Here is a 13,348-nt window from a genome sequence, read left to right as displayed (position 1 = left end):
GTACCCCGAAGGGCCTTACCGCTCGACTTGCATGTGTTAAGCACGCCGCTAGCGTTCGTCCTGAGCCAGAATCAAACTCTCCGTTGAAGACTCTCGAAAACACCCGAAGGTGCAATCAAAATTATCTAACTAGAGTCCGAAAACCTAGCAAATTCGAACAGCCAGCAAAAAAGTTCGCTGTTGTTCAATGTCCAACCTCCCATGACCGGGGGGTACATGAAAGATTGGAACCAATAAATAATTATTGGCACTGACATTCATCGACACACTATTGAGTTCTCAAAGAACACACGCACCAGTAGATCACCGCATCGCTCCGGATCTTCCGCTGGGCAACTGTTCCAGCCTAACCTCACGCCCAGACGATGTCAATCGTAAGCCTGGTCACTCGGTCTCGGCCTGTCAGGCGCTCTCCGGTTTGTGTCCGTGTCGCTCTGACTTCCAATAAGTTACGCGCCGGATAACGCCGCGTCAAATCGCCTGGACAACACCGTATCTGCGCAGGTCAGCGCGGTGCGTTCAGCCGCTGCGCGGGCCTGAATCACACGGATGTGACTCAGGCCTCCGCAACGAGGTCAGGCTATCCGATGCACGCCCGCCATGTTCTTCTTTCCGCGACGCAGCACCAGCCACTGTCCGTGCAGGTAGTCGGTGTCGGCCGGGGTCCAGTCCAGATCGCTCACGCGCTGGTTGTTCACCGACGCCCCACCTTCGTTGACCACGCGACGGGCCGCGCCCTTGCTGTCACACAGGCCCGACGCGACCAGCAGGTCCACGATCGTGTTCGGTTCACCCGGCACGACCTCGGCGACCTTGCCGTCGATCGCGGTTTCGCGCAGTGCCGCGCTCAGCGTGGACAACGGCAGTTCGCCCAGCTCACCGCGACCGAACAGGGCCTGGCTGGCCAGTTCGACCGCGCGGGTCTCGGCCTCGCCGTGCACCAGCGTGGTCATTTCCGCGGCGAGGCGCTTCTGTGCCTCGCGGGCGAACGGGCGTTCCGCGGTGGCCTGCTCGAGTTCGTCGAGTTCTTCGCGGCCAAGGAAGGTGAACCAGCGCAGGTAACGCACGACGTCGGCGTCGGCGGTGTTCACGAAGTACTGGTACCAGGCGTACGGGCTGGTCAGCTCGGGATCCAGCCACAGGCTGCCGCCGCCGGTGGACTTGCCGAACTTCTTGCCGTCCGCGGCGGTCACCAGCGGGACGGTGAGCGCGTGCACGTGCGCGCCGTCCACGCGCCGGTTCAGTTCGACGCCGGCGATGATGTTGCCCCACTGGTCCGAGCCGCCGACCTGCAGCGTGCAGCCGTGTTCGCGGCGCAGCTGCAGGTAGTCGTTGGCCTGCAACAGCATGTAGCTGAACTCGGTGTAGGAGATGCCGTCGCCTTCCAGCCGCCGTTTGACGGTGTCGCGGGCGAGCATGACGTTCACCGAGAAGTGCTTGCCGATGTCGCGCAGGAAGTCCACGGTCGACAGCGGGCCGGTCCAGTCCATGTTGTTCACGATCAGCGCGCCGGTCGGCGAATCGTCGAGGGACACGAAACGTTCGAGCTGGCCGCGGATGCGCTGCGCCCATTCCGCGACGGTGTCGGTGGAGTTCATGGTGCGTTCGCCCACGTCACGCGGGTCGCCGATCATGCCGGTCGCGCCGCCTGCCAGCACGATCGGCCGATGCCCGGCCAGCTGGAAGCGCTTGAGCGCGAGCAGCGGGACGAGGTGGCCGGCGTGCAGGCTGGCGGCGGTGGGATCGAAGCCGGCATACAGCGTCAGGGGCTCGGCGGCCGCGGCAGCGCGCAGCTCGTCGAGGTCGGTGGACTGCGCGATCAAGCCGCGCCAGGTCAGTTCGTCGAAGATGTCGCCGGTCACGCTGCCCCATCTTTCCGCATGCGGAAAGTCAGTCGCGTGCGCGGGTGATCCAGGCGAGCAGATCGGCTTCGACCTCGTCGCGGTTGGTTTCGTTGAGGACTTCGTGGCGGGCGTCGGCGTAGACCTGGTAGGTGATGTCGGTCAGGCCCGCATCGCGGTAGCGCTGCACGAGCAGGTCCGACAGGCGCAGTTTGTCGTTGAGCGGGTCTTTGTCGCCGACCATCACGTAGATCGGCAGGTCGGTGCGCACGGTGCTCGGGTTCGCGAGCAGCGTCTGGGAGTTGACCGCGAGTTGGCCCATGTTGGTGTCGTCGATGGCGAAACCACACCACGGGTCGTCGTTATAAGCGTCGACCTGGGCTTCGTCGCGGCTGATCCAGTCGGCGTCGGTGCGGGTGGGCTGGAATTCGGCGTTGAAGAAGCCGGTCAGGTCGCCGCCCGCGGCCGCGATCTCGCCGAACAGACCGTCGACCGCGGTCGAGCCGCTCAGGACGACCTCGTCGACGAGGTCGGAGTGGTCGAGCAGGTACTGCTGCACGGCGAAGGAGCCCAGGCTGTGGCCGATCAGCGTGACGGGCAGGCCAGGGTGACGTTCGCGCAGGATCTCGGTGAGCGCGACCTCGTCGGCGACCAGCAGGTTCCAGCCGTCGGGGCCCAAGTCGCCGGGAACAGCGCCCATGCTCAGGCCGTGCCCGCGGTGATCGTCGGCGTAGACGGCGAAACCGAGGTCGGCGAGGCGCTGCGCGAGGTGGCTGTAGCGGTTGGAATGTTCGCCCATGCCGTGCGCGATCTGCACGACGCCGCGCGGCTCGACCTCGGTGGGGAGCCAGCTCCGCACGTGGATCGAGGTGCCGTCGCTGCTGGGGAAAGTGAACACGGGCGCTCCTGGTCATACGGTCTGGTGACGTGGACCTCGATCGTCGCATCTGGACGGCGCATGTCCGATCGGATTCGCCTTGGATTCGCCGACGAGATCGCGACCGTGATCTTGGCTCCGCGAACGAACCGCCCCGCAGCCGAATGTCTCGGCACGCCGATGATCGCCGGAACCTCTCGGGCTCCGGCGATCGTCAGTGTGTCGAGGCGTGGCTCATCGCACCAGCGCGGTGATGGTGTCGCGGCGTTCGTAGGCGATCCAGGCGAAGATCGCGGCCAGTACCAGCGGGAAGATCGCCATCGCGGGCTTGTCGGCGATGAAGGCCTGCGTGGCGGCGGCGAGCACGGTCAGCACGGACAGCCCGGCGGCGGCGAGGCCACTGACGCGACGCACCATCAGACCGATACCGCCTGCGACCTCGGCGACGCCGATGAAGATCAGCAGGCCGATCGGGATGGTCAGGTTCTCGGGGGCGTTCTCCATCAGGGTGTTCGGGATGACGAGCTTCGGGCCGCCCGAGGCGATGATGAAGAACAGGCCGAGCACGATCTGCAGGGTCCACAGGACGCGGTTGCGGATCTTGCCGGGGGTGCGGGCGGCGGCGGTGGAGAAGTTCGCGGAGGGTGCGGAGGCGGTCATGTCGAGTCCTTAGGGTCGGTCGCGCTGGGCGGGGTAGCGCGTTCAACGGTTAAGACGGACCGTTCCCCGAGAACTCATCGCTTCGGCGAGAACAAATTTCGAAGCCGCTGTCAGGGCGTCGGTTCGGGCGCGCGTGGACTGCGCCGGTAGACCGAGACGGCGGCCGAGGCCGGTAGCCAGAATCGCCAGGGGACCTCGGCTGCGAGACGCACACCTACGCGTGGACCGGACGCTATATCCGCCTCGGGCACAGGCGGTTTCAGCTCCAAACGCAGTGCGGAGAAGGGGTCGAACAGCTCGGTTCCGTAGTCGGACATGCTGATGCCCAGTGCGCTGCCGACATTGCCGGGGCCGCGGGCGAGGTCGGTGTCTTTACGGGCGGCCGGTCTGCGTTCGCGGGCGATGTCGACGCCCTCCACGACCTCGGCCGCCCGGATGAGAACGGCGCCTGCCTCACCGTCGTAGCCGCCAGTGACGTTGACGCACAGGTGAATTCCGTAGGAGCGGTAAACATAGAGTCGCCCGGCGGGGCCGAACATCACCGCGTTGCGCGCGGTCGGCCCCGGCCAGGAGTGTGCGGCCGGGTCGGGCCATGGACCGTCGGGGTTGCTGCCGTAGGCCTCGACTTCCACGATGCGCAGTGCCACCGGGTCCGACCACAGGGTCGCGCCGAGCAGTCGACGCGCGGCGGTGGGTGGATCGACGGCCAGTTCCTGGGCGGACACGTTCACCATTGTCGCCTATTCGGGAAGGTGATTACGGGACCGGACTCACCCGCGCGTTCGAGTACGGGGCTCAGCCGAGCAGGTCGGTGCCCTGGTACAGCCCCGCCAGCTTGCCCGGGTTGACCTGGAAGCGCAGGTTCTGGATGTGACCGTCGACGAGGTCGAAAGTGAAAGCGGCGCCGGGGTTTCCGGCGAAGCTGGCCAGTGCGCCGAGTTCGCCGTTGATGTCGGCGGCGGACAGTTCGAACCCGGCCGACGATGGTTTCGCGAGAACGCCGAGGACCCAGCGGGCGACGTGATCCGGGCCGTGCAGGGGGCGGCGCGCGGCGGTGACCACGCCGCCGCCGTCGGACCAGCACGTGACATCGGGGGCGAGCAGGTCCATCAGGGCGTTGAGGTCCCCGCCCGCGCAGGCGGCCATGAATCGCGCGGTGACCTGCGCGCGAGCGGCTTTGTCGGTGTCGAAGCGGGGGCGGCGCGCCTGGACGTGGTTCTTGGCCCGATGCGCGATCTGACGCACGCTCGACTCGGGCCGGTCGAGCGCTTCGGCGATCTCGGCGTGGGTGTAACCGAACACTTCGCGCAGCAGGAACACCGCGCGTTCGACGGGGGTGAGCGTTTCCAGGACGACGAGCATGGCGGTGGAGACGGTGTCGGCCGATTCGGTGTCCTCGGCGATGTCGGGCGAGGTCAGCACCGGCTCGGGAAGCCAAGGGCCGACGTAACTTTCGCGGGTCGCGCGGGCGGAGGTAAGGCGGTTGAGCGAGAGGTTGGTGACCGTGCGGACCAGGTAGGCCTTGGGGTGGGTGACCGCGGTCTGGTCGGTGTCGTTCCACTTCAGCCAGGCGTCCTGCAGGATGTCCTCGGCGTCGGTGACGGTGCCGAGCATGCGGTAAGCCGTAGCGAAGAGCAGGCGGCGGTGTTCGAGGAACGGATCCTGGTCGGACATGTGATCAACCATGGCGCACGAACCCCTTCTCGGCCAGTGTGGGCGGTCAGGCAGCGCGAGTTGCCTTGCCGCCCTTGGACAATTGCACGCTCATGGTCATCTTCTTGCTGGCCTTGAAGGTCGGAACGGGGCTGCCGCTGACCAGTTCCTTGTACGTGCGCGCGGCCCAGCCAGTCAGGTAGAGGCGGCGGGGGGTGTCGTCGGCGTGGGTGAACTGGATGATCGCGGCGCGGCGGCCGAGGCTGACCGGCTGGTGGAAGTAGCCGAAGCGGAACGGCTTCACCTTCTTGCCGCGCAGTTCGGCGGCGATCAGGTCCGCGGTGTAGGCGGCGGTGGGTAGGCCGCTCTGGCAGGTGCCGTGCACCTGACCCCACGTCTGACGCACACCGGCCGCGTCACCGATTGCGTGAATCATGGGGTGCGACACGGACTTCAGCGTCTGGTCGACGATGATGAGACCACGCGTATCGGTCTCGATTCCCGCTTCGGTGGCCAGTGGCGAGACGCGCACGCCGGTCGTCCACAGGGTGAGATCCGACGCGATCACCGTGCCGTCGGCGAGCTCGACCGCGTCGGGCAGCACCTTGGCCACCCGAACTCCGATTTCGCGGACGGTGCCGAGCCGGTCCAGGACCTTGTTCAGATGCGCGCGAGCCTTGTCCCCCATCATCGCCCCGGGCTCCCCCGAGCTGATCAACGTCACCCGCACATCTGGGTGGCTTTCCGCGATCTCGGTCGCCGCTTCGACGCCGGTGAGACCGCCACCGCACACGGCAACGCAGCCACCTTCGGTCGCGAGAGTGTCCAGCCTGCTTGCGAATTCGCCAGCCAGGCGCGGGTCGTCGAGCGTATGAGCGTGCTCGGCGACACCGGGGACGACAGTTGTGTCGGTGACACTCCCGAGCGCGTAGACCAGTTCGTCATAGGCGAGTTCACCGACACCGTCGACATGCACCCGCTGCGAAGTCGGGTCGATCGCGGTGACCCACCCCTGCACGAATTCGATGTCGGTTCCCTCGAGGATCTCCGGGATGTCGTGATGGGCGAGTTCCTGACCTGCGGCGATCTGATGCATCCGCAACCGCTCGGTGAACCGGGCCGACGGGTTGACCAGGGTGATCCGCACATCCAGCTTCCTGGTGCGCGTAGCCAGCCGGATCGCGGCCAACATGCCGGTGTAGCCGGCGCCGAGAACGACGATGCGGTGCGGGGTGGTGGTCATGCGGTGCTCCTTGTCGGTGGGTTGTTCATGGGACAAAGCAGCTCGCCGAAACGTGACAGGTCATGATTGTGATCCATGTCACCTGTCAATCCCTGCGGAGACCCTGAGTGCCGGGGCGCGGAATCAGGGTCGAACCCAGGGATGCTCCCCGATGTGGCGCGAGGCCGTCGCCCATACCGTCGACGCATGGCTTCTCCCCCGCATCGACTGCGTCGAATCCTGCTCGGCGCGTGCGCTCTGGTTGTCACCCTGATCACCGCGATCAGCGCCGGAGTCGCCTGGACGTGGGTCAGTGCCGACGTATCCACCGTCGGCACAACGACATTCGACCAGCCGCTGAAGATCCCACCGCTGGCCGACTCGACCGTCGATGCCGAGGGGACCAGGACGTTCTCACTCGATATGCGCGCCGGGACAACCGAATTCGAGCCCGGTCGGGCGACGGAAACCTGGGGATTCAACGGAAGCTACCTCGGCCCGACACTGCGCGCTGCCCGCGGTGAACGAGTGAGAGTGCAGGTGCGCAACCAGTTGCCCGAGCCGTCGACGGTGCATTGGCACGGTATGCATCTGCCTGCGGCCATGGACGGCGGGCCGCACCAGATGGTCGATCCCGGTGCGACGTGGACGCCGGAATGGACTGTGGCCCAGCCTGCTTCGACACTGTGGTATCACCCACACCCCCACGGTGCGACCGAGGACCACGTGCGGCGCGGCCTGGCGGGGATGTTCCTGATCGACGACGCGGCCAGTACCGAACTACCGCTCCCGAACACCTACGGCGTCGACGACATCCCGGTGATCGTGCAGGACATGCGACTGCGCGGCAATCGATTCGACGGTTCGCACGCGATCTTCCGCGATATCGGTTTTCTCGGGGACCGCACGATGGTCAATGGCACGCTTACCCCGTACCACCAGGTCGGGGACGAACTGGTACGGCTTCGGCTGCTCAATGGGTCGACCGCACGGATCTACACCTTCGCGTTCGACGATGCCCGCCCGTTCGCGATGATCGGATCCGACGGCGGGCTGCTCGAACGCCCCGCGACCGTGGATCGTATCCAGCTGTCGCCCGGCGAGCGGGCCGAGGTCGTGGTGCGGGTGCGGCCCGGCGAACGCACCGTGTTGCGTAGCGAGAAGCTCGAGGCGGGACTGAACTTCTGGGGGAACCGGTTCGCCGGTGGCGACGACACGTTCGATGTGCTCGAACTTCGCGCGGCCGCGGTTCTGAGACCGTCGCCCGCGCTGCCGGAAACCCTGGTCCCGCTCTCGATCCCCGAGGGTTCCGAGTCGGTGGTGCAGCGCCGTTTCGAACTGACTCTGGCCGGGATCAACGGCGTACGCATGGATATGAGCCGCATCGACACGACCGTCACCCGCGGCACGACCGAGACCTGGGAAGTGCACAACATCGACGGGATGCCGCACAACTTTCACATCCACGATGTCCAGTTCCGGGTGCTCGCCTACGACGGCGCCCCGCCCCCACCTGAGCTGACCGGCGCCAAGGACACCATTTTCCTGCCACCGAATACGGCGGCGACCCTGGCGCTGCGTTTCGACGGACCTGCCGATCCGAACACTCCGTACATGTATCACTGCCACCTGCTGTGGCACGAGGACGCCGGAATGATGGGCCAATTCACCGTCGTCGAACCAGGCCAGCAGGCCGCGACACCCCCGCGACACGGCCACTGACCTTGCCACATCGATGCCATCGCGCTAAATTCATCACGTAGTGAATTCAACACTCGATGAATTGAGGCGACCATGTCGCACACCGCCCCGCCGCCGATCGCCGTCCAGGTCCAGGACCTGGTCGTCCAGCGCGGAAAACGCCCCGTTCTGCACGGCCTGACCCTCGATATCCCGCGCGGCTCCATCACGGGACTGCTCGGCCCGTCGGGCTGCGGGAAGACCACCTTGTTGCGCACCATCGTGGGCACCCAGCTGGTGGAGTCGGGCACCGTCACCGTGCTCGGGGAACCGGCCGGCAGCGCCGGGTTGCGCCGTCGCGTCGGTTACGTCACGCAGGCGCCGAGCATCTACTCCGATATCAGCGTGCGTGACAACGTCGCCTACTACGCGGCGCTGTACGGGCGTACCGACGTCGAAACAGCCCTGGCCGCAGTCGGTTTGGCCGACCATGCCGACAACCTCGGCGATCAGCTGTCCGGTGGACAGAAGACCAGGGTGTCGCTGGCGTGCGCGCTGGTCGGCAAGCCCGAACTGCTGGTGCTCGACGAACCGACCGTCGGCCTCGATCCGGTCCTGCGGGTGGAGCTGTGGAAGCAGTTCCGCGAATTGGCCACGGCGGGAACGACTTTGCTGGTGTCCAGCCACGTCATGGACGAGGCCGAGCACTGCGACAAGCTGCTACTGATGCGCGAGGGCGAACTGCTGGCCCAGCTCAGCCCCGACGAACTGCGCGAGCGCACCGACGAACACAACCTCGAGGCAGCTTTCCTGACCTTGATCACGAGGGGAGAGCGCGCATGACCACCCCGTACACCGCCACCACGAGCCGGATCCTGCGCCAACTGCGCAACGATCACCGCACGGTCGCAATGATTCTGGTGGTTCCCGCCCTGCTGATGACGCTGCTGTATTTCATCTACCAGGACGCACCGCGCCCGCCGCACGCCCCGCTCACCATGTTCGACCGGGTCGGCATCACCATGCTCGGGATCCTGCCGTTCATCGTGATGTTCCTGATCACCGCGATCGCCATGCAGCGCGAACGCACCTCGGGCACGCTCGAACGGCTGCTCACCACCCCGTTGAGCAAACTCGACCTGCTCGCCGGGTACGGCAGCGCGTTCTCCCTGGCCGCCGGTGCGCAGGCCGCGGTCGCGTGCGTGGTCGCGTTCTGGTTGCTCGGGCTAGAGGCGGCGGGCAATCCCGCCTGGGTCATGCTGATCGCGATGGTCGACGCCGTGTGTGGCGTGGCGCTGGGCCTGTTGGCAAGTGCGTTCGCGCGCACCGAGTTTCAGGCCGTGCAGTTCATGCCGGTGATCGTCGCGCCGCAGATCTTCCTGTGCGGGCTGCTGGTGCCGCGTGATCGGTTGCCCGGCTGGCTCGAGGCGATCAGCAATGTGCTGCCGTTGAGTTACGCGGTGGACGCGCTGCAGCAGGTGTCGGTACATGCGCAGCCCACGGGGGCGATGTGGCGCGACATCGCCGTGGTCGCGGGGTTCGCGGTGGTGGCGTTGGGTCTGGCCGCGGCTACTCTGCGTCGACGCACCCCGTAACCCCACCACGAGAGGATCACCCATGAGTGACGGCGAATCCGGTTCCGGCACAGCGAAATCCGGGCGCACCGGACGCAGGCCGGGCAATGCCGACACCAAGCTGGCGATTCTCGAGGCGGCGCGGGTGCGGTTCGCCGGTGCCGGGTTCGACAAGACGTCGATTCGCGCGATCGCGGCCGATGCCGATGTCGACCCGGCGCTGGTGCACCACTATTTCGGCAACAAGCAGCAACTGTTCGCCGCGGCGGTGGAGTTTCCGGTAGATCCGGACACGACCCTGAAGAAGGTCGATGCCGCACCACTGGACGAACTCGGCTCGACGATCGTGCGCGCGGTCGTCACGGTATGGGACTCCCCCGCCGGCCCCGGCATCGTCGCGATGGTGCGCAGCATTTTCGCCGGTGGCGACCAGAATCTCGCGCGCTCGTTCCTGCTACAGGTGGTGTTGGAACGGGTGCGCGTGCGCATCGCCACCCCCGAGGACGACGGGCGGGCCAGGGTCTCGCTGGCCGCGGCCCAGATGGTGGGCGTGCTGACCGCGCGCAAGATCATCGCCATCGAACCACTGGCATCCATGCCGATCGACGCGGTCGTCGCCGCCGTCGGGCCGGTGGTCCAGCGTTACCTCACCGGCGAAATCGACACGGCGAGTTGGTAATTCAGCGCGAGCGCACCCACACGATGGCGAAGCCGCAATCGGCGTAGTGCGCGTACTCGGCCCGATCAGGATTCGGCGAGGAAGAATTCGTGTTCGGCGTCGGTGACGTCGCGCGCCTCGTCGATCAGCAGCACCGGGATGCCGTTGTCGATCGGGTAGGCGCGGCGCAGGCGTGGGTTGTACAGCACGCTGGCATCGGCTTCGGTGCGCACCAGCTGCAGCGGGCCTTTGTCCTGGGGGCAGGCCAGCAGGCCGAGCAGGGTTGCGTCGATGGTGGATTCGTGCGCCATGTGCCTAACCTACCGCGCCCGGCGGAACGAGATGTAGCGGTGTCCGAAGAAGCTGAGCACCGCGACCACACCCATCACGATCACCGAGGCGGGCGCGGCCGGGAATCCCAGCACGGTGACCGCGAGTTCCACCAGGATCACGTTGAGCACGAGGCCGCCGGCGTTCACGCCGCAGAAGGCGAGGAAGTCGCGCAGCAGGTGGCCGTGCACCCGGAAAACCAGTGTCCGGTGCAGCACGAACGCCACCACCGTGCTGACCGCGTAGGCGGCGACCACAGCCAGACCGGGCCTGCCGTCGCCGAGCACGTGCAGCCAGAACACGACCAGCGCCATGCCGAGCAGGGTGTTGAACCCGCCGACGATCGCGAACGCCAACTCCTGCCGTTTCACGATCCGCAGCAGTGGACCCGGGGTTTCCAACACTCCCCCCTCGGCCGTCATCGCACCGCGTCCGCGAGCGCGTCGTCCTGGCCGGGTTTCGCGAGCATGTCGTTCTCGTCCAGCGACTCCGCGGCCGGTGCGTCGTGTTCGTCGCCATCGGACTTGCGTCCACGCACATACAGCCACTGGAACACCGCCAGCCCGAGCAGTCCGAGCCCGATCGCCGCGCCGCCGATTTTCCAACCCGGCGGACGCCAGGTCAGCACGAGGTCACCGTCGCGGGTGCCCGCCGGGATGTCGACCGCGACGAAACTCTTCGCGACCACCTTGAACGAGATGTCCTTGCCGTCCAGGGTCACCCGGTAACCGGGCCAGCCCAGTCGCGCGAACACCACGCGCCCACCGTTCTCCGAGCTCACGGTGACGCGGCTGGTGGTGTCGGTTTCGCCCGCCGAGACCGCGGTGGCCTTCTCGACCGCGGAGATCCGACCGTTGCGGGTGGAGATCAGCCCGTCCTGACGTTCCAGCACCGAGATGTAGTTCTCGTGGCCGGGGTAGTCGACCCACTGCCAGCCCGCGGGGGCGGGCTCGGTGCGCGCGGTCGGGTACAGCGCACGCTGCAGCACGACCCGGTCGATGTTCATCAGATCCACGACGGGCTTGCCGGTCGACGGTTCGGTCGCGAACGCGCGGCGGTAGGCGTCGGGGCACACGCTGGTGTCCCAGCGCATGCAGAGCATGTCGCCGAACCAGTAGTGGCCGTTGGGGGTGTAGCCGCTGACGTAGGTGCGCTCGATGTCCTTGGCGTAGTTGCCGAACACCAGCGACCCGTAGGCGCCGTCGAGGGTGCGCTCCCCCGGCTGGATCAGCCCGCGGTCACCCAGCTGCAGCGTGGTGCCGGCGAATTCGGGGAACGCCGCACGCGCCGCGGCCCGGTCGCTGGGCAGATTCCAGCTCATCGGCGTGGGCTGCGCGCGCTGCACCTGAACGTAGGCGATCGGCGAGACGGCGATGATCGCCAGCGCGACCGCCGCCGAAATCCCCTTGTTCACCGCCAGCCACACCAGCGCGGCACCCAGCGCGGCGATCGCCAACGCCGCGACCACATGCGCGATCCAGTTGTGCGGGTCGGCCGAGAACGTGCGCACCCACAGCAGCCCGATCAACACCGCCGCCGCGATCGAGCGAGCCCGCCAGTCCTTGAAGGTCGCGAAGCGTCCGAGCAGCACGCAGACCAGCACGAGCAGACCCAGCGCCACCATCGGCAGCACGCGGGCGGGCCAGCGCAGCGGGCCGATGGTGCCGGGACCGGCGGTCCACATCAGCATCGCGATCGCGAACATTCCGACACCCGACAGTTCGCGCCATGCCCCACGCGCCTTGTTCCAGTCGATGAAGGCCAGCGCCGGAATCAGGAACCAGGCGATGTAGACCACCGGCATCGGCTGCACATACCCCCACCACGAGGTGAAGGCGGGCAGCGTCGAGGGCAGGCTGGCGTTCAGCGATTCCGACCAGGGCACGGTGAGGAACTGGTCGTTGTTGATCTGCGCGGTGCCACGCCAGGTCACCTTCGCCGACAACATGCTGGGCAGGTAGGTGGCCGCGCCCGCGAGCGCCGCCAGACCCGCCACCATCAGCAGTTTCAGCGACGGCCGCCAGGTCCGCTGGTAGATCAGCTCACCGACCGCGACCGCGGCGATCATCAGCCCCGCCTCGACCGCCGGGAACACGTACTGCACCGAAATCGCCAGGTAGAGGTAGACGAAGACCGGAATAGGCCCGCCGCGACCGCGCGAGTACCGCACGCCCGAAGCCCACGCGTGCACCATCCACGCGGTGCCGGTGAACGCCGTCATCCAGCTGGCCTCGTCGAAGAACAGCAGCCACCCGGTGAACGGAATCGATACACCCGCCAGCGCCGCCCACTGCACCCGAGAGCCATAGGCGAGACAGATCCGGTAGACGCCAAGGCCCAGAATGATCGCGAAGATCAGCTTCACCACGGTCGCGTACAACACCAGGTTGTCCACCGAGGGCGCGATCAGATCGATCAGCAGCTGCGGCGGATTCAGCAGCCCGGCTTCCTCGATCGCGTAGTTTCCGGCCATCCAGTGCTCGGGCACCATCACCGGCAGTTCGCCGTTGCGCAGACGGTTGCCCAGCATCACCCACAGTGGGACGTACTGGGATTCGGTGTCGTCGGTATAGAAATGCCGAACGTTGGCCAACAGAACCGCGCCATATCCCGCGATCACGCCGAGGCTGGTGAGCAAGCCCCAGATATAGACGGAACGACGGGACGGGGTTCTACTTTCCACCACGAGGAACAGACCCTACACGCGCGTGCGGTGATCGGCACCGGCGCACAGCGGGATCCGGCACGGTCGAGCTGTCATAGTGCAGTGTTAAAGTGCCCACACCTGACGGTCTTCTCCCACCGGGTTCTCGGCCGCCTCGATCTGGACTGACCAGAGGGTGCGACGAAGGA

At 66.7% G+C, this 13,348-nt stretch carries 13 protein-coding genes and 1 rRNA gene; 4 read left to right on the top strand and 10 right to left on the bottom strand.

Features of this window, described 5'->3' with window-relative positions; translation table 11 throughout:
- From ACFWVD_RS19805 to ACFWVD_RS19775, 7 genes are all read right to left on the bottom strand, one after another.
- Nucleotides 1-87, bottom strand: a 16S ribosomal RNA gene (locus ACFWVD_RS19805); the annotation flags it as partial.
- 488 nt (nt 88-575) lie between these two features.
- On the bottom strand, nt 576-1,862 hold the full coding sequence (gene tyrS / locus ACFWVD_RS19800) for a tyrosine--tRNA ligase (RefSeq protein WP_379244750.1): 1,287 nt from the start codon (nt 1,860-1,862) through the stop codon (nt 576-578).
- A 28-nt stretch (nt 1,863-1,890) separates the two neighbouring features.
- Nucleotides 1,891-2,739 carry an alpha/beta hydrolase gene (locus tag ACFWVD_RS19795; RefSeq protein ID WP_379244748.1) on the bottom strand — a complete coding sequence of 283 codons (849 nt, stop codon included), beginning with the start codon at nt 2,737-2,739 and terminating at the stop codon, nt 1,891-1,893.
- A gap of 213 nt (nt 2,740-2,952) precedes the next feature.
- Nucleotides 2,953-3,378 carry a DoxX family protein gene (locus ACFWVD_RS19790; RefSeq protein WP_379244746.1) on the bottom strand — a complete coding sequence of 142 codons (426 nt, stop codon included), beginning with the start codon at nt 3,376-3,378 and terminating at the stop codon, nt 2,953-2,955.
- Nucleotides 3,379-3,488: 110 nt separating this feature from the next.
- Nucleotides 3,489-4,103, bottom strand: a complete 615-nt coding sequence (locus ACFWVD_RS19785) for a DNA-3-methyladenine glycosylase (protein WP_379244744.1) — start codon at nt 4,101-4,103, stop codon at nt 3,489-3,491.
- 70 nt (nt 4,104-4,173) lie between these two features.
- Nucleotides 4,174-5,052 carry an RNA polymerase sigma-70 factor gene (locus ACFWVD_RS19780; protein WP_379244742.1) on the bottom strand — a complete coding sequence of 293 codons (879 nt, stop codon included), beginning with the start codon at nt 5,050-5,052 and terminating at the stop codon, nt 4,174-4,176.
- Nucleotides 5,053-5,098: 46 nt separating this feature from the next.
- Nucleotides 5,099-6,274, bottom strand: coding sequence for an NAD(P)/FAD-dependent oxidoreductase (locus ACFWVD_RS19775; RefSeq protein WP_379244740.1), 1,176 nt, complete (start codon nt 6,272-6,274; stop codon nt 5,099-5,101).
- A 186-nt stretch (nt 6,275-6,460) separates the two neighbouring features.
- Here ACFWVD_RS19775 and ACFWVD_RS19770 point away from each other — a divergent pair, with 186 nt between their 5' ends.
- From ACFWVD_RS19770 to ACFWVD_RS19755, 4 genes are all read left to right on the top strand, one after another.
- Entirely contained in the window at nt 6,461-7,975 is a 1,515-nt protein-coding gene (locus tag ACFWVD_RS19770; protein WP_379244738.1) for a multicopper oxidase family protein, read from the top strand.
- 72 nt (nt 7,976-8,047) lie between these two features.
- On the top strand, nt 8,048-8,776 hold the full coding sequence (locus tag ACFWVD_RS19765) for an ABC transporter ATP-binding protein (protein WP_379244736.1): 729 nt from the start codon (nt 8,048-8,050) through the stop codon (nt 8,774-8,776).
- The gene (locus tag ACFWVD_RS19760; protein WP_379244734.1) at nt 8,773-9,528 is read left to right on the top strand and encodes an ABC transporter permease; all 756 of its coding nucleotides are present in this window, start codon (nt 8,773-8,775) and stop codon (nt 9,526-9,528) included. The genes ACFWVD_RS19765 and ACFWVD_RS19760 overlap by 4 nt, the downstream gene beginning before the upstream one ends.
- Before the next feature lie 22 nt (nt 9,529-9,550).
- Nucleotides 9,551-10,186, top strand: coding sequence for a TetR family transcriptional regulator (locus ACFWVD_RS19755; protein ID WP_379244732.1), 636 nt, complete (start codon nt 9,551-9,553; stop codon nt 10,184-10,186).
- Between the two features lie 65 nt (nt 10,187-10,251).
- Here the strand turns inward: ACFWVD_RS19755 and ACFWVD_RS19750 are convergent, their stop codons facing one another.
- Genes ACFWVD_RS19750 through ACFWVD_RS19740 form a run of 3 tightly spaced genes read right to left on the bottom strand, consistent with a single transcriptional unit; the run spans nt 10,252 to nt 13,178 of the window.
- Nucleotides 10,252-10,476 carry a Trm112 family protein gene (locus ACFWVD_RS19750; protein ID WP_378609692.1) on the bottom strand — a complete coding sequence of 75 codons (225 nt, stop codon included), beginning with the start codon at nt 10,474-10,476 and terminating at the stop codon, nt 10,252-10,254.
- Nucleotides 10,477-10,485: 9 nt separating this feature from the next.
- Nucleotides 10,486-10,917 (bottom strand): GtrA family protein, encoded by a 432-nt coding sequence (locus ACFWVD_RS19745; protein WP_379244730.1) that lies wholly within the window; start codon nt 10,915-10,917, stop codon nt 10,486-10,488.
- Nucleotides 10,914-13,178 (bottom strand): hypothetical protein, encoded by a 2,265-nt coding sequence (locus ACFWVD_RS19740; protein WP_379244778.1) that lies wholly within the window; start codon nt 13,176-13,178, stop codon nt 10,914-10,916. The genes ACFWVD_RS19745 and ACFWVD_RS19740 overlap by 4 nt, the downstream gene beginning before the upstream one ends.
- Nucleotides 13,179-13,348 lie beyond the last annotated feature (170 nt).

The organism is Nocardia sp. NPDC058666 (assembly GCF_042714895.1).
GTDB lineage: Bacteria > Actinomycetota > Actinomycetes > Mycobacteriales > Mycobacteriaceae > Nocardia.
The sequence above is the reverse complement of the archived record's forward strand: the minus strand, read 5'-3'. Positions and strand labels throughout refer to the sequence as shown.